The 22,849-nt window shown below is 67.2% G+C and carries 19 protein-coding genes and 2 pseudogenes; 15 read left to right on the top strand and 6 right to left on the bottom strand.

Annotated elements, in window-relative coordinates; all coding sequences use genetic code 11:
• The gene (locus PKB_RS01370; protein WP_043248384.1) at positions 1–810 is read left to right on the top strand and encodes an ABC transporter permease; all 810 of its coding nucleotides are present in this window, start codon (positions 1–3) and stop codon (positions 808–810) included.
• 17 nt (positions 811–827) lie between these two features.
• Positions 828–1,967: an ABC transporter ATP-binding protein gene (locus tag PKB_RS01365; RefSeq protein ID WP_043248382.1), complete on the top strand. Its 1,140-nt coding sequence runs from the start codon at positions 828–830 to the stop codon at positions 1,965–1,967.
• A gap of 483 nt (positions 1,968–2,450) precedes the next feature.
• Here PKB_RS01365 and PKB_RS01360 read toward each other — a convergent pair whose 3' ends face one another.
• Positions 2,451–3,854 (bottom strand): purine-cytosine permease family protein, encoded by a 1,404-nt coding sequence (locus tag PKB_RS01360; RefSeq protein ID WP_043248380.1) that lies wholly within the window; start codon positions 3,852–3,854, stop codon positions 2,451–2,453.
• 576 nt (positions 3,855–4,430) lie between these two features.
• Between PKB_RS01360 and PKB_RS01355 the strand changes: the two genes are divergently transcribed.
• Positions 4,431–4,916, top strand: coding sequence for a flavin reductase family protein (locus PKB_RS01355; RefSeq protein WP_043248378.1), 486 nt, complete (start codon positions 4,431–4,433; stop codon positions 4,914–4,916).
• A gap of 395 nt (positions 4,917–5,311) precedes the next feature.
• Here the strand turns inward: PKB_RS01355 and PKB_RS30460 are convergent.
• Both PKB_RS30460 and PKB_RS30455 read right to left on the bottom strand, forming a co-directional pair.
• Positions 5,312–5,908 (bottom strand): annotated as a pseudogene (locus PKB_RS30460) (methyl-accepting chemotaxis protein); the annotation flags it as partial.
• Positions 5,909–6,169: 261 nt separating this feature from the next.
• Positions 6,170–7,102 (bottom strand): annotated as a pseudogene (locus tag PKB_RS30455) (HAMP domain-containing protein); the annotation flags it as partial.
• Positions 7,103–7,461: 359 nt separating this feature from the next.
• Here PKB_RS30455 and PKB_RS01345 point away from each other — a divergent pair.
• Positions 7,462–8,505, top strand: coding sequence for an LLM class flavin-dependent oxidoreductase (locus PKB_RS01345; RefSeq protein ID WP_043248374.1), 1,044 nt, complete (start codon positions 7,462–7,464; stop codon positions 8,503–8,505).
• Between the two features lie 409 nt (positions 8,506–8,914).
• Positions 8,915–9,640, top strand: coding sequence for a hypothetical protein (locus PKB_RS01340; RefSeq protein ID WP_043248373.1), 726 nt, complete (start codon positions 8,915–8,917; stop codon positions 9,638–9,640).
• 12 nt (positions 9,641–9,652) lie between these two features.
• On the opposite strand, the gene PKB_RS01335 is transcribed toward PKB_RS01340, so the two are convergent.
• The gene (locus PKB_RS01335; protein WP_043248371.1) at positions 9,653–9,859 is read right to left on the bottom strand and encodes a hypothetical protein; all 207 of its coding nucleotides are present in this window, start codon (positions 9,857–9,859) and stop codon (positions 9,653–9,655) included.
• A gap of 249 nt (positions 9,860–10,108) precedes the next feature.
• Here PKB_RS01335 and PKB_RS01330 point away from each other — a divergent pair, with 249 nt between their 5' ends.
• Positions 10,109–10,543: a CBS domain-containing protein gene (locus PKB_RS01330; protein WP_043248368.1), complete on the top strand. Its 435-nt coding sequence runs from the start codon at positions 10,109–10,111 to the stop codon at positions 10,541–10,543.
• A 43-nt stretch (positions 10,544–10,586) separates the two neighbouring features.
• Here PKB_RS01330 and PKB_RS01325 read toward each other — a convergent pair whose 3' ends face one another.
• On the bottom strand, positions 10,587–11,501 hold the full coding sequence (locus PKB_RS01325; RefSeq protein ID WP_043248366.1) for a LysR substrate-binding domain-containing protein: 915 nt from the start codon (positions 11,499–11,501) through the stop codon (positions 10,587–10,589).
• A gap of 108 nt (positions 11,502–11,609) precedes the next feature.
• Between PKB_RS01325 and PKB_RS01320 the strand changes: the two genes are divergently transcribed.
• The 3 genes from PKB_RS01320 (at position 11,610) to PKB_RS01310 (ending at position 13,455) form a co-directional block, all read left to right on the top strand.
• A complete protein-coding gene (locus tag PKB_RS01320; RefSeq protein WP_043248364.1) occupies positions 11,610–12,146 on the top strand; it encodes an ester cyclase in 537 nt (178 codons plus the stop codon).
• A gap of 11 nt (positions 12,147–12,157) precedes the next feature.
• On the top strand, positions 12,158–13,144 hold the full coding sequence (locus PKB_RS01315) for a polysaccharide deacetylase family protein (protein ID WP_242411205.1): 987 nt from the start codon (positions 12,158–12,160) through the stop codon (positions 13,142–13,144).
• Positions 13,145–13,266: 122 nt separating this feature from the next.
• Positions 13,267–13,455, top strand: coding sequence for a ribbon-helix-helix protein, CopG family (locus tag PKB_RS01310; protein WP_043248360.1), 189 nt, complete (start codon positions 13,267–13,269; stop codon positions 13,453–13,455).
• A 163-nt stretch (positions 13,456–13,618) separates the two neighbouring features.
• Here PKB_RS01310 and PKB_RS01305 read toward each other — a convergent pair whose 3' ends face one another.
• The gene (locus PKB_RS01305) at positions 13,619–15,265 is read right to left on the bottom strand and encodes a SulP family inorganic anion transporter (RefSeq protein ID WP_043248358.1); all 1,647 of its coding nucleotides are present in this window, start codon (positions 15,263–15,265) and stop codon (positions 13,619–13,621) included.
• A gap of 296 nt (positions 15,266–15,561) precedes the next feature.
• Here PKB_RS01305 and PKB_RS01300 point away from each other — a divergent pair, with 296 nt between their 5' ends.
• The 6 genes from PKB_RS01300 to PKB_RS01275 all read left to right on the top strand — a co-directional run bounded on the left by PKB_RS01300 (position 15,562) and on the right by PKB_RS01275 (position 22,733).
• Positions 15,562–16,692 carry a PAS domain-containing protein gene (locus PKB_RS01300; protein WP_043248356.1) on the top strand — a complete coding sequence of 377 codons (1,131 nt, stop codon included), beginning with the start codon at positions 15,562–15,564 and terminating at the stop codon, positions 16,690–16,692.
• On the top strand, positions 16,689–18,113 hold the full coding sequence (locus PKB_RS01295) for a sigma-54 interaction domain-containing protein (protein WP_043248354.1): 1,425 nt from the start codon (positions 16,689–16,691) through the stop codon (positions 18,111–18,113). Before PKB_RS01300 ends, PKB_RS01295 begins: the two co-directional genes overlap by 4 nt.
• 399 nt (positions 18,114–18,512) lie before the next feature.
• The gene (locus PKB_RS01290; protein ID WP_043248352.1) at positions 18,513–19,112 is read left to right on the top strand and encodes a dimethylamine monooxygenase subunit DmmA family protein; all 600 of its coding nucleotides are present in this window, start codon (positions 18,513–18,515) and stop codon (positions 19,110–19,112) included.
• Positions 19,109–20,077, top strand: a complete 969-nt coding sequence (locus tag PKB_RS01285) for a PDR/VanB family oxidoreductase (protein ID WP_043248350.1) — start codon at positions 19,109–19,111, stop codon at positions 20,075–20,077. The genes PKB_RS01290 and PKB_RS01285 overlap by 4 nt, the downstream gene beginning before the upstream one ends.
• Positions 20,078–20,091: 14 nt before the next feature.
• Positions 20,092–21,108 (top strand): heme-dependent oxidative N-demethylase family protein, encoded by a 1,017-nt coding sequence (locus tag PKB_RS01280; protein ID WP_043248349.1) that lies wholly within the window; start codon positions 20,092–20,094, stop codon positions 21,106–21,108.
• Between the two features lie 95 nt (positions 21,109–21,203).
• A complete protein-coding gene (locus tag PKB_RS01275) occupies positions 21,204–22,733 on the top strand; it encodes an APC family permease (RefSeq protein ID WP_043248347.1) in 1,530 nt (509 codons plus the stop codon).
• The last annotated feature ends 116 nt before the right edge of the window (positions 22,734–22,849 follow it).

Here is a 22,849-nt window from a genome sequence, read left to right as displayed (position 1 = left end):
ATGCTGCTCTCCCCCAATGCCATGGGCCCGCGCCTGCGCGGCGGGCTCTACCTGGTCACAGCGGCCATCGCCCTGTTCCTGCTGCTGCCCATCGTGTTCATCGTGCTGCTGTCGTTTGGTTCCTCGCAGTGGCTGGTGTTCCCGCCACCGGGCTGGACCCTGAAGTGGTACACGCAGTTCTTCTCCAACCCCGAGTGGATGCAGGCAGCCCTGGCCAGCCTCAAGGTCGCGGTGCTGACCACGATCTGCGCGGTGGCCCTCGGCATGCCGACCGCCTTCGCCTTGGTGCGTGGCAAGTTCCCCGGCCGCGAACTGCTCTACGGGCTGTTCACCCTGCCGATGATCGTGCCGTTGGTGATCATCGCCGTGGCGGTGTATGCGCTGTTCCTCAAGCTCGGCTACACCGGCACGCTGTTCGCCTTCGTGGTCAGCCACGTGATAGTCGCCCTGCCCTTCACCATCATCTCGATCATCAACTCGCTGAAGCTGTTCGATCAGTCGATCGAGGACGCGGCGGTGATCTGCGGCGCCTCGCGCCTGCAGGCGGTGTTCAAGGTGACCTTCCCGGCGATCCGCCCGGGCCTGGTCGCCGGCGGCCTGTTCGCCTTCCTCGTCTCCTGGGACGAGGTGGTGCTCAGCGTGATGATGGCCAGCCCGACCCTGCAGACCCTGCCGGTGAAGATGTGGACCACCCTGCGCCAGGACCTGACCCCGGTGATCGCCGTCGCCTCGACGCTGCTGATCGGCCTGTCCGTCCTGGTTATGCTCGCCGCCGCCGTGCTGCGCCGGCGCAATGAAGTCAGCGCCTGAGCGCGAGGAGAACAACAATGAGTGCCGTCATCCAAGAATCCGCACAGCCCCGCACCCTGGTCAGCCTGCGCAACCTGAACAAGCACTACGGCGACTTCGCCGCGGTGGACGACATCAACCTGGAGATCCAGGACGGCGAGTTCCTCACCTTCCTCGGCTCCAGCGGCTCGGGCAAGAGCACCACGCTGTCGATGCTGGCCGGCTTCGAGACGCCCAGCAGCGGCGAGATCCTGGTCGAAGGCAAGTCGCTGGTGAACGTGCCGCCGCACAAGCGCGACATCGGCATGGTGTTCCAGCGCTACTCGCTGTTCCCGCACCTGTCGGTGCGCGACAACATCGGTTTCCCGCTGGACATCCGCAAGCTGAAGGGCGACGACCGCGAGCGTCGTGTCGACGCCATGCTCAAGCTGGTGCAGCTGGAGAAGTTCGCCCATCGTCGCCCGGCGCAGCTTTCCGGTGGCCAGCAGCAGCGCGTAGCGATCGCCCGCGCGCTGGTCTACGAACCGCGCATCCTGCTGATGGACGAACCGCTCGGCGCGCTGGACAAGAAACTGCGCGAAGACCTGCAGGACGAGCTGCGTCACCTGCACCGTCGCCTGGGCATCACCATCGTCTACGTGACCCACGACCAGGAAGAAGCCATGCGCCTGTCGCAGCGCATCGCGATCTTCAGCCACGGCAAGATCGTCGGCCTGGGCAGCGGCTACGACCTCTACCAGAACCCGCCAAACACCTTCGTCGCGTCCTTCCTCGGCAACTCCAACTTCCTCCGCGTGCAGGCCCAGGGCAACGCCGCGGCGCGCTTCGAGAACGGCGTGCTGGGCATCCGCCCGACCGCCAACCTGCGCGAAGGCCAGGAGCTGGTGCTGATGGTCCGCCCGGAAAAAGCCCTTGCCCTGACCGCCGAACAGGCCGCCGCGCAGCCGCTGGCCGCCGGCTGGAACGAGATAGGCGCGACAGTGCAGGAAGTGGTGTTCCTCGGCGAAAGCCAGACCTGCAGCGTGGTTACCGCCGGCGGCACGCCGATGACCCTCAAGGCGCTGTCCGGCACCCAGCCGCTGCACCCGGGGAGCCCGGTGCGCGTGCGTTGGGCCGCGGCCGATGCCTGCGTCTACAGCGAGTGGAACGAGAGCGACCTGATCAAGGGCGCGCACTGATTCCCTGATGTCCCTTGCGCCCCCGGCCGCTGTGGCGGCCGGGGGCTTTTTTTCGCCTGCAGAAAAGAGCGGGGCGCGCCAGACATAGGGCGTGCAACGCTGCGCGCTATACGCCGCTTGACCGTGAAGGCCGGCATTCTCGAGGTAGAACCGGGCGCCGTGAATCCGCAAGGCGCAGCCACGGCTCGGCGATACGCAAGGTGAAGCGGCGTATAACCGCGAACGGTTGTACGCCCTACCCCGAAGGCAGGATTGGCGTAGGGCGTATAGCGCTCCGCGTTATACGCCGATCGACCATGGCAAACGGCCCACTCGGGATCAAACGGGCACCTCGAATCCGCAACGCACAGCCACGGCACGGCGATACGCAAGGCTAAACGGCGTAGAACCGCGAACGGTTGTACGCCCTGCTTTTCGCCAGGCAAAAAAAGCCCCGTCAGAGCTGCTGCACAGGACGGGGCGGAGAGGTGGAACGGTAGAAACTTATTCGGCCAAGCCCAGCACGCCCTGTACTCCTTCGCTCGACTGGCCGCGGGTCGCCAGGCAGTAATACAGCGGGCAGGTCACCAGCAGGCCGGCGAGCCAGGACAGGTCCACGCCCGACAGGTAGTTGGCGTACGGGCCGACGTAGAGCGCGGTGTTGGCGAACGGCAGCTGCACCAGGATGCCAATGAAGTAGGCGGTGATCGCGTGCGGGTTGACCCGGCCGTAGATGCCGCCGTCGGCACGGAAGATCGAGGCGATGTCGTAGCGGCCGCGCTTGATCAGGTAGAAGTCGATCAGGTTGATCGAGGCCCAGGGCACCAGGACCAGCAGCAGGGTCAGGATCAGCCCGATGAACTGCGAGATGAAGTTCGCCGAGGCGCTCAGCGCCACCAGGCAACTGCCACCGAGCACCACGGAAGACAGCACCACGCGCAGTCGCACGCTGGGCGTCCAGGTGCTGGCGAAGGTCTGGATCGAGGTGACGATGGAGAGCACCGCGCCATACAGGTTCAGGGCGTTGTGGCTGATGATGTTGAGCAGGAACAGCACCATCAGCGCCGGGCCGAATACGCCGGTGGCCTGTTTCACGGCGGCCATCGCCTCGGTGCCTTCCGGGGTCGCCAGCACCGCCACCGCTCCGAAGCTGAACGAGAGGCTGGTGCCCAGCACCGCGCCGAAGAAGGTGGCGAAGAACGGCTTTGCGATGCCGATGCTGGCAGGCAGGTAGCGCGAGTAGTCCGAGGTGTAGGGAGAGAAGCTGATCTGCCAGATGATGCCCAGGCACAGGGTGGCGAGGAAGCCGGAGAGGTTGAAGCCACCCCGCGTGAAGAAGTCCGCCGGCAGCTCATGGCCGAAGATGTAGGCGAAGCCGGCCAGCAACGCGCCGCCCATCACCCAGGTACCGATGCGGTTGAGGGTGTGGATGAAGCGGTAGCCGATCACGCCGATGGCGGTCGCACCCAGCGCACCGAGCAGGATGCCCGCGGGCAGCGGTATCGAGGGGGCGATACCGTGGATCGACTCGCCCGCCAGGACGATGTTGGAAATGAAGAAGCCGACGTAGATGAGCGCGGTGAAGAACACGATCAGCAGCGCGCCGTAGCGGCCGAACTGGCCCCGGCTCTGGACCATCTGCGGGATGCCCAGTTGTGGCCCCTGGGCCGAGGCCAGCGCAATGCCGACGCCACCCAGCACATGGCCGAGGACGATGGCCAGCAGGCCCCAGAGCAGGTCCAGGTGGTAGACCTGGACGACCATGGCGCCGGTCACCACCGGCAGGGGAGCGATATTGGTGCTGAACCACAGGGTGAACAGGTCACGCGCGCGACCATGGCGTTCGGCTGGCGGCACGTAGTCGACGGTGTGGTTCTCGATGAGCGGGGTGGACGGGGACTGGGACATCTTCGGACTCGCAGCGGATCATCGGCGCGGCCACGGATCGCCACGGCGCGTGCGCAGGCACGGCCAAGGGCAGACCACGACGGGCGCGGACAGTCAGGAAACGGGTGACAGGGTTCAGGCCGCGAAGGGCCGGGCGGCGGAGCTTGGGTCCACGCGCGGAGATAACCTGGGAGAGTCGTACCAGACCCGGATACGGGCACAGCGGAAGTGCGTATTGGACAGCATCGTTTTGCCTTGCTTCTTGTCTTTGTTCGAAAGCCACACGGAAAAGCCGTGTCGCAGCGCAGTCCCCTAGGGTGGCAGGCGCCGCAAACTGAAGACCATATTATGGTATTCCAAACTTCAGGCAAGCGTTTTCCGCGCAACGGACCGGCCATACAACGGCCCCTCAAGCCCCTGTCGAGCACCCGAAATCACCCTGAAAGTCAGACCGCATGCGGCCTCTCCCATATGGCACAGGCAGCGGAGAGATCCGACTAACGGCATCCCGGGGGCTTGAACTTTCAGTATTACGGTATACCATCAGACGAAAGAACCTCGTCCAACCCGCCACCCAGCTGGCAGCAGGTACCCGCAATGATCGACGCCAACGTCTACAAGCAAGTCATGGGCTCCTTCCCCTCCGGCGTGACTGTGATCACCACCCTGGACGAGGAAGGCCACCTGGTGGGCCTGACCGCCAGCGCCTTCAGCTCGCTGTCGATGGACCCGGCGCTGGTGCTGTTCTGCCCGAACTACAGCTCCGACTCCTACCCGGTGCTGATCCGCCGCAAGCAGTTCGCCATCCACCTGCTCTCCGCCGAGCAGCAGCGCGAAGCCTACAGCTTCGCCAAGAAGGGCAAGGACAAGGCCGAAGGCATCGAATGGCAGTTGAGCGAGCTGGGCAACCCCGTCCTGGATGGCGCGACCGCCGTGATCGAATGCGAGCTGTGGCGCGAATACGAAGGCGGTGACCACGCGATCATGGTCGGCGCGGTGAAGAACCTGATCGTCCCCGAGCAGCGCGTGCAGCCGATGGTCTACTGCCGCGGCAAGATGGGTGCGCTGCCGGCGATGGCCTGAACCGCCAACGCCCCCGCAAGAATCCGAAAAGGCGCTGCCGTCGATGACGCAGCGCCTTTTTTGCGTTTGGGCTTACTTGTAGGAGCGGACCTTGTCCGCGATTCGCGCGCATGGCGCGCTCCTACAGGGGGGTGTTGGTGCGGGGATTTTCGCGGATGAGATCCGCTCCTACAGGATGACGCCGCACCTTCCGGCCACGCCGATCAGCCCCCTCTCCCGCTCGCGGGAGAAGGTTAGGGAGAGGGAGCTGGATCAATCACCAGCACAATCGTTCAGGAGCAAGCCCGTCTCTGGTTCCCCGCGTTCGCGGGAATGACGTGATGAAGAGCGGTGCGCGGAGGTTCCACGTAGGGCGAATAACCACGAAGTGGTTATCCGCCGCCACTCAAATCCCCTCAAGTCCTGAACCGCGAAACCAGCCGATTCAACTCATCCGACAGACCGTTCAACACCTGCGCATCCCCGCGCGTGGCGTCGGCCAGGCCGGCGACTTCCTGGGCGTCGCGGTGGATCTGGCTGATGTGGCGGTTGATCTCCTCGGCCACCTGGTGCTGCTCTTCCGCCGCCGTGGCGATCTGCGCATTCATGTCGCGGATCACGTCCACCGATTCGCGGATGGCGCCGAAGCAGGCGCGGGCCTCGCGGATCGAGCCGACCGTGCGCTGCGAGGCTTCCAGGCTGGCTTGCATCTGCTTGCCGGTGTCGTGGGTGCGGCGCGCCAGGTTGCCCAGCAGCGCATCGATCTCGCCAGTCGATTCGGCGGTACGCCGCGCCAGCGCCCTCACCTCGTCGGCCACCACCGCGAAGCCGCGGCCCTGGTCGCCGGCACGGGCGGCTTCGATGGCGGCGTTGAGCGCCAGCAGGTTGGTCTGTTCGGCGATCGAGCGAATGGTGCCAAGGATCGACTGGATGTCGTTGCTGTCCTGCTCCAACTGACGCATGGCGTCGGCCGAGTGGGCGATCTCGTCGCTCAGGCGGCCGACGCTGTCCACCGCCGCGTCGATCTGCTGCTGGCCGTCGTGGGCCTGGCGCTGGCCGCTCTCGGCGGAGTCCGCGGCCTGGCTGCAGGAGCGGGCCACCTCGTTGGCGGTCATGACCATCTCGTTGAATGCCGTGGACACCATGTCCACCGCCTCGCGCTGGCGTGCGGCGGTATCGGCCAGGGCCTGGGAGGTTTCGCGGGAGCTGCCGGAACTCTGGTGGATGCTCGCCGCGGCCTGGCCGATGTTCTGCACCAGGCGGCGGATCGCGTCGAGGAACTGGTTGAACCAGCCGGCGAGCTGCGCCGTCTCGTCGCGCCCACGCACGGCGAGGCGACCGGTCAGGTCGCCGTCGCCCTGGGCGATGCCCTCCAGGCCCTCGGCCACCGCGCGCACCGGGCGCACCACCAGGCCGGCGAAGAGCGCGCCGACGCCGGCGAACGCCAGGGCGATGATCGCCGCGATCAGCGCCACGCCCCAGGTCAGGCGGGTCGCCGCGCTCATCACCTCGCTTTCCTTGATCACACCGACGAAGCGCCAGCCCAGCGCCTCCGACGGCCAGACGTTGGCCAGGTAGCGCTCGCCGTCGATGGTGACTTCCACCAGGCCCTTCTCGGCGCGTGCCAGCTGCGCGTAGTTCGCGCCCAGCTCGCCGAGTTTCTGGAAGTTGTGCTCCGGCTGGTTGGGGTCGACGAGAATGGTGCCGTCGCCTTCCATCAGCATCAGGTAGCCGCTGCTGCCCAGTTTGATGCCCTTGACGATGTCGGTCAGGCGCTTGAGCGAGACATCGATGTTGACCACCCCTCCCTGCTCGCCCAGGCGGTTGCCGAAGGTGCGCACCGTGCTCACCAGCGCCACCTTGTCCGCCGCCCAGTAGTAGGCGTGGGTGCGCTGGGTCTTGCCCGGCTGGGCCATGGCCGCCTGGTACCAGGGACGGGTGCGCGGGTCGTAGCTGGCGAGCTGGTCGTCGCCGGGCCAGAAGGCGTAGCCGCCGTCGCGGGTACCGACGGAAACGTAGGCATAGTCCGGGTGGCTGTGGGCCAGACCGGCAAACAGGTCGAAGACTTGGCGGTCCAGCGGGCCAGCCGGGTGCTGCGGCGCGTCGGCGCCGATGAACTGCTTGAGGCTGCCGTCGATGGCCTGCATCTGCGGGTGGCTGGCCAGGTACTCGACATTCTGGGTGATGCCATCGAAGAACAGCTGCATGGCGTTCTCCACCTGGCGGATCTCGCGGCCACTGCCGTCGATGAAGCTTTGCCGCGCCTCGCTGCGCAGGTTGAGGATCACCAGTACGGCGACGAGGATCACCGGCAGGCTGGCGATGGCGGAAAAGGCGAGGATCAGTTTCTTTTTGAGATTCATCCTTTCTTCCTTGGCTGCACGCTGGGCAGAAACGCCTTGCAGATATTCCGTATTATGGTATACCAATAATCCATGGAAACCCAGCACCGTGATGGCAGCCCGCCATGACCGTGCCGATCCCCGAATTCCGTGGCGCGCCCCTCCGCGCCTCCCCATCCGCCGGGCCGCAAGCCCGGATACAAGAAAGGTTCGAGGTAAGCGATATGAAATTTTCCCTGTTCGTGCACATGGAGCGCTACGACGAGCAACCCAGCCATCGCCAGCTGTTCGAAGAACTCACCGAACTGACCCTGATGGCCGAGGCCGGTGGCTTCAGCACCGTGTGGATCGGCGAACACCACGCCATGGAATACACCATCTCGCCGAGCCCGATGCCGCTGCTGGCTTACCTCGCCGCGCGCACGGAGACCATCCGCCTGGGCGCCGGCACCATCATCGCGCCCTTCTGGCACCCCATCCGCGTCGCCGGCGAATGCGCCCTGCTCGACGTGATCAGCAACGGCCGCATGGAAGTGGGCCTGGCGCGCGGTGCCTACCAGTACGAATTCGACCGCATGGCCAACGGCATGCCGGCCACCGACGGCGGCAAGTACCTGCGCGAGATGGTCCCCGTGGTCAAGGCGCTGTGGCAGGGCGACGTCGCCCATGACGGCGAGATCTGGAAATTCCCCACCTCGACCTCCTCGCCGCGCCCGCTGCAGAAGCCGACCCCGCCGATGTGGATCGCCGCCCGCGACCCGGACTCGCACAACTTCGCGGTGGCCAACGGCTGCAACGTGATGGTCACCCCGCTGATGAAGGGCGACGAGGAAGTGGTCGACCTGAAGAACAAGTTCGAAGCCGCCCTGGCCAACAACCCCGGCGTGCCGCGCCCGCAACTGATGGTCCTGCGCCACACCCACGTGCATACCGTGGACGATCCGGACGGCTGGAAGGTCGGCGCCGCCGCCATCTCGCGCTTCTACCGCACCTTCGACGCCTGGTTCGGCAACAAGCAGACCCCGGTCAACGGCCTGCTGCCGCCCAGCCCGGAAGAGAAGTTCAAGGATCGTCCGGAGTTCGAGCTGGAAAACATCCGCAAGAACACCATGATCGGCACCCCCGAGGAAATCATCGCGCGCATCCGCCACTACCAGGAGCTGGGCGTCGACGAGTTCAGCTTCTGGGCGGACAACAGCCTGCCGTACGCCGAGAAGAAGAAGTCCCTGGAACTCTTCATCAAGCACGTGGTGCCGGCCTTCCGCTGAGTGCCGACTGTGCCGAATGCACTGAAAAGAGCCCGCCTTGCGCGGGCTTTTTCATAGGCCCCGCGGCCAGACCGTCCCTCAACGCCGGTTCCCTTATTGCCCAGGATATCCGCCTACGTGATGCATCACTCGGCCTCTGGGCCGAAGCCCATGACACGCCCGCCCCCTGGTGCTGGCCGACGCCGTACTGGCGGAATTTGGCCTCGACTTGCAGATCGGGGCCCGGGCGGTCTCGCTGGCTGAAATCGCCCGACCGGTGGGTAGCGCGCTGAGGGGGGTCATGACCCGCGGCGAAAATCGGCGATGACCGGACAGCGAGAACGCCTGGCGCCGACTAGTCTTAAGCACCTGCCCCACACATCTCCAGCCGTGAGTGGATATCCCTCTTACAAGAAAAAAGGAGTTCACCGTGCGCACCCTATTCGTCGTGCTCCTGGCGGCCGGACTTGCCGGCTGCGCGGCAGAGGTCAAGAAGGACGACGGCATGTCGCCGATCAGGACCTACGCCGATACCCAGAACCATCTGCTCGTGAGCTTCCAAGGCGATCCGTCGATCACCGCCCGTCCGAACTGGCCGCGCCTGACCGGCGCCTGGCGGCGCGCCCTGCAGCAGGCCGCCAGCGACGCGGACTACCAACTGAGCGAACAGGTCGGTTCGCTGCCCAGCGGCGCCCAGGCCGCCACTTTGCTGGTCGTCGAAGTGCAGCGCCTGCAGCAGGCCGGCCCGGCTGGCGGCGACCTGGGCGATGCGGTGATGCGTGTCGACGTGCGCTTCGCCGATGGCCCCAGCGGTCGTCTGCTCGGCTCGCGCCGCTATGAAAGCGAATCCGACGAGCCGGAATCGGTGCAGGGCCAGATCAAGACCATCTCCGCGGAAATCATCAACGAACTCACCAGCGCCCAGCGCATCGCCAAGCGCGAGCCCCTGCCCGCGCCGCCAGCCACCAGCCCCGAGCAGGAGCCGGCCAAGGCCAAGCCGGCACCGGGACCCGGGCAGTCACTGGCCGGAAGCGAGCACCTGGGCAAGCCCGTGGCGGTCAATGACGGGCGCGAGCAGCAATTGCAGAAACTGCAGCGCAGCAACCTGCCGTTCGACCAGTACCAGACGGAGTACCGCCGGCTCACCGGTCAGTAGCCGGGGGCCGGCTCAGTCGTCGTGCCAGTGGGCGTCGGAGTCGTCCTCGTCCCAGTCGTCGAGCGCCGCGTCTTCCTCGCCTTCCTCCTCGACCGTTTCCTCAAGATCGTCCAGCAGGCCGGTGGCGTCGTCCTCACCGGTCTCGGGCAGGTCGTGGAATTCGTGGTCCAGCAGGTGGTCATGTTCCGGTTCGGGGAGGTCGATGTCGTCGTCGTTCATGGGGGCAGCCTCGATCGGCGAGGGATTGTTGCGGGGCGCACATGCTAAGGCGTTGCGGTCGCGTCGGGAACTGCGCGGGTCGCTCGCCGGGCAAGCCGCGGGCGCGCGAGCTATACACTCAAGTGTGACGCATGAGGTTTCGCTATCGAAGCGATGGATTGCGCGGTGTTGCCCGCCGTCCGTCGCCTGACGATCCTGTTGCCTACCCAGCGCCCAGCGCCCCCAGCCAGCCACCGAGGGACACCCTGAATGAAGACCGTTGCGCAGATCCTCCACACCAAACAGGAACAGCAAGTACACACCATCGGCTCGCAGGAGATGGTGCTCGACGCCCTCCGGGTGATGGCGGCGAAGAACGTCGGTGCCCTGCCGGTGGTGGACAACGGGGTGGTGGTGGGTGTGATCAGCGAGCGCGACTATGCGCGCAAGATGGTCCTGCAGGGCCGTTCCTCGGTCGGCACGCCGGTGAAGACCATCATGAGTTCGCCGGTGGTCACGGTGGACTCGCAGCAGAACGTCGACACCTGCATGCAACTGATGACCGACCGCCACCTGCGCCACCTGCCGGTGGTGGAGAACGGCAAGCTGATCGGCCTGCTGTCGATCGGCGACCTGGTCAAGGAAGCCATCGCCGAACAGGCCGCGCTCATCCAGCAGCTGGAGCAATACATTCGCGGCGAATGACGATCACCGCCTCCCGAAAGCCCCGGCCACGCCGGGGCTTTTTTCATCCCGCCGCCCCGTCCCAGCGCCAGGCCGCTGCCAGTCGCTCGCGCAGGTAGTCGACGAACACCCGCACCCGCGGTGCCAGGTGTCCGGCATGCGGATAGAGCGCATGCAGCGGTGCCTCGGGCGCGCGGTAGTGAGGCAGGATGCGCTGCAGCTGCCCGGCGGCCAGGGCGTCGCCGACATCCCAGATCGACTTCAGCGCTATGCCCATGCCGGCTAGCGCCCAAGCCTGCACCGCGCCACCATCGTTGCTCACCAGCGCCCCGCGCACCTTCACCGCGACACGCTCGCCGTCCGGCCCGCTGAAGCGCCATTCGCCGCGCGGCTGGTCGCTGTTGAGCAGGCAGCGGTGCTCGGCCAGCTGCGCCGGGTGCTGCGGCTCGCCGCATTCACGCAGGTAGGCCGGCGCAGCGCAGAGCACGCGGTAGTTGTCCGCCAGCGGGCGGGCGATCAGCGAGGAATCGGCCAGGCTGCCGACGCGGACCGCCAGGTCGAGGCCGTCGTCAAGCAGGTCGGCCAGCGAGTCGCCCAGCTCCAGCTGGATATCCAGCTGCGGATGCAGGCGCTGGAAGTCGCCGGCGATGGGCGCGATCCAGCGTCGTCCCAGGTCTACGGGCGCGCCCAGGCGTAAAAGGCCGCTCACCGTCTCGCGACGCTGGCCGAGCAGCGCTTGCGCGGCTTCCAGCTCGGCGAGGATGCGCACCACGCTGGCATGGAATAGCGCGCCCTCCTCGGTCAGCGTCTGGCGCCGGGTGGTGCGCTGCAGCAGGCGTACGCCCAGCCCCGCCTCCAGCTGCGCAAGACGCTTGCTGACCACGGCCAGGGAGAGGTCCAGCTCGCGCGCCGCGGCGGAGAGGCTGCCGCTGCGGACGATACGGTCGAATGCGACCAGGGCGGGCAGGTTATCGATCATCGAATCCTTCGCTTTTCAGAAAGAATGCATCTTCCCGAATAGCGTATTTCCCCACGAATCGGCAACCAACAATAGGCGCGTCCCCACCGCAGCCCTTGAGGAGCCGCCATGAACCGCCTGCGTTCCACCCTCGCCAGCCTCGCCCTGCTCACCGGCATCGCCGCCCAGGCGCACGCCGAACCCGCCCTGCTCGAACCTGCCCAGGTGATTGCCGACGCCTCGCTGCCGGCCGCCCAGCGCGACGCGCAGATCCTCGCCGCACGCCGCTACGCCAGCTTCTGGAACAGCGGCGACCCGGCGCTGGCGCGCGCCGCCCTGGCCGCCGACTTCACCGACCGCACCCTTCCCGCCGGCCGCGTGCAGGGTATCGAAGGGCCGCTGCAGGCCTCGAAGACGATGAAGACCGCCATTCCCGACCTCGACTGCCACATCGAGCAACTGCTGGTCGCCGGCGACCGCGTGGTCGTCCACCTGCGGTTCCGCGGCCACTTCAGCGGGCGCTTCCAGCAGGTCCAGGGAAAAGGCCAGACGGTGGAGTTCATCGCCACCGACATCTACCGGGTGGTCGACGGGCGCATCGCCGACAACTGGCACATCGAGGACAACCTGACCCTGCTGCGCCAACTCGGCGTGCTCGGCGGCTGAGGAGCATGACCATGGACCAGCCTTCCAGCGGCGGCGTCGGACGCCGCACCTTCCTCGGCGGCGTCGGCGTGCTCGCTGCCGGCGCCGCCGTCGCCCAGACCGCCTCGGCAACCACCCCGGCCGTGCAGCCAAAACCCGGCAAGGGCGGCTTCTGGCCCGACGGCGTCCGCCTAGTGATCTCCATCTCCATGCAGTTCGAGGCGGGCGGCCAGCCGCTAAAGGGCACCGACAGCCCCTTCCCGAGGGTCGACTTCCCGGCCAGCGTGCCGGCCGATGCGGCGGCCAACAGCTGGTTCGCCTACGGCTACCGCGAAGGCATCCCACGGCTACTCGACCTGTGGGACAAGCATGGCGTGAAGGTCACCTCGCACATGATCGGCGAGGCGGTGCGGAAGCACCCCGAGCTGGCCCGCGAGATCGTCCGTCGCGGCCACGAGGCGGCGGGCCACGGGCCGCGCTGGAGCTCGCAGTACGCCATGCCGCGCGACGAGGAACGGGCCTTCCTGATCGCCGCGCGCGACATGGTCGAGGCGGTCACCGGCCAGCGCCCGCAGGGCTACAACTGCAACTGGCTGCGCCGCGGTCCCAACACGCTGTCGCTGCTGCAGGAGCTGGGCTACCTCTACCACATCGACGACTTGAGCCGGGACGAGCCCTTCGTCGAGCCGGTCAACGGCAAGGACTTCGTGGTGGTGCCCTACACCCTGCGCAACAACGACATCCTGCTCGTCGAAGGGCGCAACTACTCGCCGCAGCAGTTCCTCGCACAGATCCGCGGCGAGTTCGACCAGCTCTACGAGGAGGCCGGCAGCCGGCGGCGCATGATGTCCCTCAGCGCCCACGACCGCATCAGCGGCACGCCGCAGATGGCGCGGGTGTGGGACGAATTCCTGACCTACGCGCGGCAACATCCGAGCGTGGCCTTCCTGCGCAAGGACGAGATCGCCCGCTTCACCCTCGCCAGCCCGGCGAGCCTGCGCGAAAGCGAGGTCATCTGAATGCCACGCAGGCGGCGCTCGCCAGGAGTGCCGCCTGCGGAACGGGCGCCGTGCCATGGCAGCCGGCGGAGCGCGGCATTAGAATTCGATGCACATCCGCATCCGAGCAAGCAGACCGGCCCATGGAAAACCGCACCGCACGCCTTACCGTGCTGATCGACCCGCAGAAGAAGAAGGCCTTCGAGGAACTCTGCGCCAGCCAGGACCTGACGCCCTCGCAGGTGGTCCGCCAGCTGATCCGCGACTATCTGGAAAGCCATGGCGTGAGCTACGCCAGCCAGCCGAAGGGCGGGAACGCGGAAAAGGACTGAGCCGGGCGCGTTACCGCGCATGGCCCCTGTAGGAGCGGATTCATCCGCGAAGATCCCCGCGCCAATACCCACCTGTAGGAACGCGCCATGCGCGCGAATCGCGGCCATGGGCCGCTCCTACAAGGGGACACCGTGCAAGGCCGTTCGCGGATGAGATCCGCGCCTACGGGGCGCCCGCTTCTTCACGCTGCTCGCAGGCCGCCAACGCCAGGGCAAAGGTGGCGTGATAGTTCTGCCGCCCCACCGCCTCGATGATCCCCGCGCGCACCAGCTTGTGCCTGACCCGCGCGCTCGCCTCGCAGAGCTTCACCGTGACCCCGCGCTTGCGCAGCTGCTGGATCACTTCCTCCAGGGTCTGCATGCCGGTGATGTCCATGAAGGGCACATGGCGCAGGCGGATCACCAGCAGGCGCGGGTCGCTGTGGGTCTGCTGGAGGGCGCGCTCGAAGGTTTCGGCGGCGCCGAAGAACAGCGGGCCTTCGATGCTGTATACCAGCACGCCCGGCGGCAGCGCGTTGGGCAACTCGCCCTGCAGTTCGGCGTCGCCTTGCTGCGACACTTCCACCGCCGAGGCCATGCGCCGCATGAACAGCAGCATGGCCAGGATCACGCCGATGTTCACCGCGATCACCAGGTCGCTGAACACCGTCAGGCCGAAGGTGATCAGCAGGATGGCCACGTCGGGCCGGGGAGCACGGCGGACCATGCGCACGAAGTGGCGGGCCTCGCTCATGTTCCAGGCCACCACGAAGAGGATCGCCGCCAGCGCGCACAGGGGAATGCCCGAGGCCAGCGGGGCGAGGAACAGCACGATCAGCACCAGGGTCGCCGAATGGGCCACGCCGGCCAGCGGGCTGCTGCCGCCGTTGCGGATGTTGGTGGCGGTGCGGGCGATGGCACCGGTAGCGGCGAAGCCGCCGAACAGCGGCGCCAGCAGGTTGGCGATGCCCTGGCCGATGAGTTCCTGGTTGGAGTCGTGGCGCGTGCCGGCCATGCCATCGGCGACCACCGCCGAAAGCAGCGACTCGATGGCGCCAAGCATGGCGATGGCGAAGGCCGGGCCGATCAGCTCCAGCACGCGCGGCAACGTGATCTCCGGCAGGCTCGGGGTTGGCAGGCCGCGCGGGATGCCACCGAAGGCGCTGCCGATGGTGGCCACGCCGTCGAACTGGAACAGCGTCTGCAGCAGGCTCACCAGGACCATCGCCAGCAGCGGCCCGGGCACTCGCGAGAGGTAGGGCAGGCGCGGGCCGTAGAGCACCGTCGCCAGCCCCAGCAGGGCCAGCAGGGTGGTCGCCAGGTGCAGCTGCGGCAGCACCTGCAGCAGGTGCCAGAGCTTCTGGTGGAAATGCTCGCCGCCCACCGCCGGCAGGCCGAAGAAGTCCTTCCACTGGCCGACCCAGATGATCACCCCGATGCCGGCGGTGAAGCCGACGATGACCGGGTCGGGGATGAACTTGATGACGCTGCCCAGGCGGCTGACGCCCAGCAGCAGGAGGATCGCCCCGGCCATCAACGTGGCCAGCTGCAGACCGTCCACGCCGTAGCGCGCGGTGATGCCGGCGAGGATGACGATGAAGGCGCCGGTCGGCCCGGCGATCTGCACTCGGCTGCCGCCGCAAAGCGACACGACCAGGCCCGCGACTATCGCGGTGTACAGGCCCTGCTCGGGCTTCACGCCGGAAGCGATGGCGAAGGCCATGGCCAGCGGCAGCGCGACCACCCCGACTATCACTCCCGCCAGCAGGTTGCGCGGCCAGTGCCGCCCTTGCAGCAGGCCGGCCTGCCAGGCTTCGCGTATGGCGATCATGCTCCGCTCCTTCGTCGAAGAATGCACATCACATTAACATCACATGTTAATCAAAGTTTACTCGTTTTCCGCCAGCAAACCCCTTCGTCGCCCATCGACTGACGGGCTGGCGAACAGCCGCTACCTTCGTTGCAATACGCTGCGCATTCGCCAACAGTGCTGCAGATTTGCATACACCCTGGCCAGCCGCCCCCCACAGCAGCGGGCCCGCGCGCCTGGCACGCAACCTGCCTGGATGCCAGGATGGCCGTCGCCCCACCGCGTCGACCGCCGCTATCCCGTATGGAGAAACATAGATGGACCCGCTACGCCTGTTGTCCGATCGCGGCCTGCTGCTGGCCGACAGCATCGCTTCGGACGGACGTTTCCTCGAGGTGTCCGCCGAGCAGAGCGACCAGCTCGGCTACCCGCCGGGCAGCCTGCCCGGCCAGGGCATCGAGCAGGTCTACACCGCCGAGTCGGTGCGCACCCTGCAGCAGCTGTTCGCCAATCCGCCAGCCGACGAGCGCGTGCAGGACCTGGAGCTGACCCTGATCCGCCACAGCGGCGGCCTGCTGCCGGTGCTGGCCAGCGGCGTGCTGCAGTGGCGCGACGGCCAGCCCGCCCGCCTGCACCTGGTGAAGATGCCGCTGGGCGGCATCAGCCGGCGCCTGGGCGAGTTGCAGAACGCCAACGAAGTGATGAGCCAGATGCTCTACAGCGCCAAGGTCGCCTACTGGTGCATCGAGTTCGACGAGCCTGTGGATATCCGCCAGACGCCCGACGAGATCGTCCGCCAGGTGTTCGAGAACCGCTCCTACTGGCGCATGTGCAACCGCGCCATGGCGGCGATCTACGAGATGCCCGCCGACGTCGACTTCAGCCAGCAGCCGGTGCGCCTCTACTGGCCGCGCAGCCCGGCCAACGAGGAGTTCGTGCGGCGTCTGATCGAAGCCGAGTTCCACGTCGACGGCGCGCTCTCGGTGGACCGCCGCCACGACGGCTCGCCGGCCTACGTGGAGAACGACGTGCGCGCCAGCATCCATAACGGCAGCTTGCTGCGCATGTGGGGCAGCCTGCGCGACGTCAGCCAGGAACTGCGCATGCAGCACGACGCCGAGCAGCGCATCGAGTCCCTGCGCCGGGTGTTCGACGCCGTGCCCGACGCGGTCCTGGTGATCGACGAAGACGCCCAGCCGCAATGGCGCAACGCCGCCTTCGAGCAGGTCTTCGGCATCACCCGCGCCGCCGGCGTGGCCGCCACCCTCGACCGCCTGCCGCTGCCCGAACGCACCTGGCAGCGCCTCGACCTGCCCGACCAGTACGGCAGCTACCGCACCTTCGACAGCCACTGCTCGCGCATCCTGATCCGCGAACACCAGGCCTGGCGCGTGATAGTGCTGCGCCCCGACGGCGTCGAACGCCGGCCGGCGGAACTGCATCCATGAACGGCGAGGGCTTCTTCGCGCCCATGCGCATGGGCATGCGCTCGTCGGTCAACGTCAGCGCCGAGATGCTCGCCGCGCTGCTGGAGACCCCGGCGCTGCACGCCCTGCTCGACGGCTTCGGCGAGGCCCTGATCGTCTGCGACGGCGACTCGCGGGTGCGCTTCCTCAACCTGGCAGCCGAGCGTATAAACCGTGTCGCCCGCCAGGACGTGCTGGGCCTGGCCGACAGCGACTTCTTCCAGCGCTCGGCGCTGCAGTTCGACGACTTCCTGCAGGCCGTGCGGCGCGGCGGCAAGAGCGCGCTGACCCGCTCGCGCGACGGCCGGCTGTTCCTGACCCGCGTGCAGAGCGTGCCGGTCGGCGCCTACGAGAAGCCCTACACCCTGCTGATCCAGCACGAATACGAAGCCCGCGAGAGCGCCAGCCGCGCCAGCGCGCCAAGCCTGCCGGACACCCCGGCGAGCCTGGGCGATCCGCAGGACAGCGCGCTGCATATGTCGCCGCTGCTCTCCAGCATCGCCGACATGGGCGTGCGCGCCTTCCGCCGCCGCGCGCGCCTGCTGCTGCTCGGCGAGCCCGGCGTGGGCAAGACCGCCATCGCCCGGCACATCCACCGCGCCGCCGGCTGGGGCGACCGGCCCTTCATCGACGTGAACTGCGCGAGCATTCCGGAAAGCCTGTTCGAGTCGGAGGTCTTCGGTTACGAGCGTGGCGCCTTCACCGGCGCGCTGCAGCAGGGCAAGCGCGGCTACATCGAAAGCGCCTCCGGCGGCACGCTGTTCCTCGACGAGATCGGCGAAATCCCGCTGCAGGTGCAGGCCAAGCTGCTCAAGTTCCTCGACGACGGCACCATCCAGCCGGTCGGCTCGCCGCTGTCGAAGAAGGTCCAGGTGCAGGTCATCGCCGCCACCAACAAGGATCTCAGGGCGCTGGTCGCCGCCGGGCTGTTCCGCGCCGACCTCTACTACCGCCTGGCCGTGCTGCCGGTGGACATCCCGCCGCTGCGCGCCCACCGCGACGACCTGCCGGTGCTCATGGACATTCTCCTGGCGCGCATCAACCGCGACCGCCAGCCACCGCTACGGCTATCCACAGCCTGCCGCCAGCGCCTGCTGGGCTACGACTTCCCCGGCAACATCCGCGAGCTGGTGAACATCTTCGAACGCCTGGCGGTGCTGGCGGACGATGTGGCAGACGATCACCACCTACCGCCGGAACTGCTCGGCATGACGCTGCCGGCCAGCGACGACGAGCCCTTGCCCATCGCCATGGGCAGCGACGAGCCGCTCAAGGCGCAGGTGCAGCACTTCGAACGCCAGGTGATCCTCCACGCCGTGCGCCTGTGCGGCAGCAAGCGCAAGGCCGCGCAGCACCTGGGTATCGACGTCGGCACGCTGATTCGGAAGTTGCAGCGGGATTGAGGCTCGGCGCGAGCGCAATGCTCGGCGCCATCCTGCAGGAGCGGATTCATCCGCGAAATTCCCCGCTCCAAAGCTTCCCTGTAGGAGCGCGCCATGCGCGCGATCGCGGCCATGGGCCGCTCCTACAAGGGAACACTGTGCCGCGCTATTCGCGGACAAGGTCCGCTCCTACAACGGCGTATCCGCACACATTGAACGCTGCAGTTTTGCCTACGACCGTTGTCATTTCTGCTTACACCCTTGGTCGCAGATGAATCAATAAATCCTTTAATTTCAATTACTTAAAATATTGGCACAGCCTGTGCTCTACCTCCTTCGACCCGTGACCGTGCACGGGTCCTCGAATCGCGCCTGGCTTTCCCGACCGAGGAGCCCGGCAGTTCTGGAGGCACAACAAAAATGCTCATCACAGGTATCAAGAGCCGGCCGGTATACGACCGTCTCGAGCCGCTTGCCGGCGGCACCCACCACATCGTCGCCGGCCAGGGCAGCGGCGGCAGCGCCATGCTTCGGCTGCTCGCGCAGATGCCGCGTACCGCGCCGATCCGCGTGCTGTATTCCACCGAGACCTTCTCCGGGCAGAACCACCTGGCCGCGCTGCGCGACCTCGGCGACGTCGAGCTGCAGGTCTATCCGAGCAACCGCTCTCTGGTCGAGGACCTGCACGCCCTGCTCGGCGAGTCGCGCATGGGCACCCGCCTGTACCTGGCGGGTTCGGAAAGCTTCATCGGCACCGCCATGCAGGCCGCCACCGCGATCAACCTGAACAAGGACGAAGTGCTGCGCGAGCACTGCGGCTCGTTCGTGCGTCGCGTCTGGTGCGTGCACTGCGACGGCTACACCGAGAACGTCACCCAGCGCGTGTTCACCTGCCCGCACTGCGCGCGGACGCTGGTGGTGCGCGACCACTACTCCCGCCGCCTCGCCGCCTTCCAGGCGGTCAAGGCCGACGCCGAAGTCCCCGGCGAACTGCCGGCAGCCGAGGAGCTCGACACATGAGCCAGTCCACCGGAACCCTCAACGTCCGCGTCGCCCGCATCGAGCAGGTCACCCCGGAGATCAAGCGTTTCACCCTGGTGTCCACCGATGGCGCGCACCTCACGCCCTTCTCCGGCGGCAGCAACGTCGTGGTGCTGATGCCCCATGCAACCGGCACCTACCGCAACGCCTACTCGCTGATGAGCTCGCCCTACGACGCCAGCGCCTACCAGATCGCCGTGCGTCGCGTGGAAGAGGGCCGTGGCGGCTCGAAGCACATGCATGACGTGGTGAAGGAAGGCGACGAGCTGGAAATCCTCCGCCCGGTGAACCTGTTCCCGCTGAGCAAGCACGCGCGCCTGCACCTGTTCATCGCCGGCGGCGTAGGCATCACCCCGGTGTGCTCGCAGCTGGCCGAGCTGCGCCTGCGCGGCACGCCCTTCGAAGTGCACCTGGCGGTGCGCGGCGACGCCCATGCGACCCTGGGCGAAGAGCTGGTCCGCGAGTACGGCGATGCCGTGCGCCTGTACCGCGATGACCGCGGCGAGCGCCTGGACATCAGCGCCGTGCTGGCCGACCGCCCGCTGGGCAGCGACGTCTACGTCTGCGGCCCCGAGGGCATGATCCAGGGCACCCTCGACGCGGCCCGCGCCCACGGCTGGACCGACAGCCACATCCACTACGAACGCTTCCTCGAACAAGGCAGCGTCGGCGAGGCGTTCAGCGTCACCCTGGCGCGCAGCGGCGCGACCATCGACGTGTCGCCCGACCAGAGCCTGCTGGAAGCCGCCGAGGCCGCCGGCCACGAGATCCCCTACCTGTGCCGCGGCGGTGCCTGCGGCATGTGCGAGACCCGCGTCCTCGAACTGGACGGCGAGATCCTGCACACCGACGACTGGCTGTCCGACGAGGACAAGGCCGCCAACACCAAGATCATGCCCTGCGTGTCGCGTGCCAAGTGCTCGCGGCTGGTCATCGACTGCTGAGCCGGAGAACGCCCATGAGCATCCAATTCCGCCCCGACGAAACCTACCGCGACGACTACACCTACGCGAACAGCCCCGAGTGCATCGCCCGCGCGCCCTGGCCCTTCCCGGACGACGAGTACATGTACTCGATGAACCTGGAGCCGCACGTCTCGGTCGGCGATGGCGCCTTCCGCGCGGTGTTCGACATCGACGAGCACTACATCAGCGAGTGCCGCGACCGTGCGATCACCCTGGAGAAGGACCCGGGCATGCACTACGTCTCCGCGCCGCACATGATGGAGGCGCAGTGGGACCTGCTCGAACTGATCATGGAGTCCTACGCCAAGGACTATCCGGAGTACTTCTCGCTGGAGAAGGACGGTACGCGCTGGCACTGGACCAACAAGCTGCTGAACATCGACGACACCTTCACCTTCGGCGATCCGTCCACCCTGCCCTACGAGCCGATGGAGTACGTCACCCGCCAGGCCCAGGGCGACTGGGTGCTGCAGGAAGAGCGTGACGGCACCCTGTACTGGGGCGCCGGCATCGCCACCCAGCGTGCCGACTACTCGCTGCGCTTCAACCTCGGCATGGCCTGGCACGAGTTCCACGGCCCGGTGCCGCTGGTGAAGGAAACCGGCATGCTCGACCGCGCGCTGAAGTTCCTCCTGCGCCTGCGCAACGGCCACCCGGTGCGCCGCCTGAACTGGTCGCTGACCGTCAACCCGCGCCTGGACGTGTCCGCCGAGAGCCTGCCGGAGTGGGCCCCGGACCGCACCACCGTGACCGCCGAGAACGCCGGCAAGCTGGTCTACCTGCGCATCGAGCTGCAGCCGCTGCACCGCCTGCCGCGCAGCAACGCCATCGTCTTCCCGATCCGCACCTACCTGCTGAACCTGGAAGACATCGCCACCAACCCGGCCTGGGCCAAGCGCATGCACCGCGTGCTCAAGTCGCTGAACCAGGAACTGGTCGACTACAAGGGCTTCACCCGCTACCGCGACGCGGCGGTGGAGTGGCTCTCGAAATACGACGACGGCAAGTAACCGACAACGACAACCCGAAAAGGGACAAACCGGCGAGGCCGTGAGACTCGCCGGTCGCTTCAGCTCTGCCCATTACCCCCTGAGAGGAAACAACGATGAGTGGGTCCCCTGCCAAGCGTGCCGCTGGCGTAACCGATTCCGATGCCGAGCAGCTCGCTGCCCTCGGCTACAGCTCCAACTTCGAACGCAGCATGAGCCTGTGGGAGAACTTCTCCCTCGGCTTCACCTACCTGTCGCCCGTCGTGGGCGTCTACACCCTGTTCGGCCTGTGCCTGGCCGCGGGCGGTCCGCCGATGTTCTGGACCTACCTGCTGATCGGCCTGGGCCAGATGCTGGTGTGCCTGGTGTTCTGCGAAGTGGTCTCGCAGTTCCCGATTTCCGGGGGCGTCTATCCCTGGGCGCGTCGCCTGGTCGGCAAGCGCTGGGCGTGGATGGTCGGCTGGGTCTATGCCTGGGCGCTGTGCACTTCCATCGCCGGCATCGCCGTGGGCGCCGCGCCGTACATGGCGGTCATGCTCGGCTTCGAGATGCACGGCAACGCCGCCATCGGCATCGCCCTGGGCCTGATCGCGCTGTCCACCGTGCTCAACCTCAGCGGCACCAAGCTGCTCGCCCGCGTGGCCATGTTCGGCTTCCTCTGCGAGCTGGTCGGCGCCCTGCTGGTCGGTGGCTACCTGCTGATCTTCGAGCGCCACCAGCCGTTCTCGGTGCTGTTCAACACCTTCGACATCAAGATCGACGGCTCCTACTGGCCGGCTTTCCTCGCCGCTTCCCTGGCGGGCCTGTTCCAGTACTACGGCTTCGAAGCCTGCGGCGACGTCGCCGAGGAAACCCCGAACCCCGGCAAGATGATCCCGAAAACCATGCGCATGACCATCTACATCGGTGGTGCCGCGGCGATGTTCGCCTGCCTCGCGCTGATCCTCTCGGTGCCGGACATCCAGCGGGTGATCCACGGCGAGGACACCGACCCGGTGACCACCATCCTGGCCAACGCCTTCGGCCCGGTCGGCTCGCGCCTGGTGATGGCCGTCGTCATGGTTTCCTTCGTGTCCTGCGTGCTCAGCCTGCAAGCCGCCGCCAGCCGCCTGCTGTTCGCCTATGCGCGTGACGAGATGATCGTCGGCAGCAAGCAGCTCTCGCGCCTCAACGCCAACCACGTGCCGGCCGTCGCGCTGGTCGTCGCCGGCGTGATGCCCGCCGCCATCGTCTGCCTGGGCCTGTTCATGGCCGACGCGGTAGCCACCATCGTCGGCTTCGCCGCCATCGGCATCTACGTGTCCTTCCAGCTGATCGTGATCGCCGCGCTGATAGCCCGCGCCAAGGGCTGGTCGCCCAGCGGCCAGTTCAGCCTGGGCAAGTGGGGCGTGCCGGTGAACGTCGCCGCGCTGGTCTACGGTGTCGCCGCGATCGTCAACATGGTCTGGCCGCGCACCCCGGACGCGCCCTGGTACATGAACTACTCGATGATCCTCACCACCGCCGTGGTGCTGGGCGCCGGGCTGCTCTACATGCTGCTGGCCAAGCCCTACGACAAGGGCACCGCGCCGGCTGGCGACGCCCACCGGATTTCCGGCCGCCAACGATCCGGGCGCGCTACGGGCGCGCTTTCCGAACCCGCTTGATCGCAACCCTGACGCAATTCGGGCCATACGCCTGAGGGGCTGCGTCAGGCGGCGGCGCGAGAACCCTCCCGCGCCGCTGCCAAGTGGTTTGCGAACGGGCCTGCCATCCCCGATTG

It is taken from the genome of Pseudomonas knackmussii B13 (genome assembly GCF_000689415.1).
In the GTDB taxonomy this organism is placed as follows: Bacteria; Pseudomonadota; Gammaproteobacteria; order Pseudomonadales; family Pseudomonadaceae; genus Pseudomonas; species Pseudomonas knackmussii.
The sequence above is the reverse complement of the archived record's forward strand: the minus strand, read 5'-3'. Positions and strand labels throughout refer to the sequence as shown.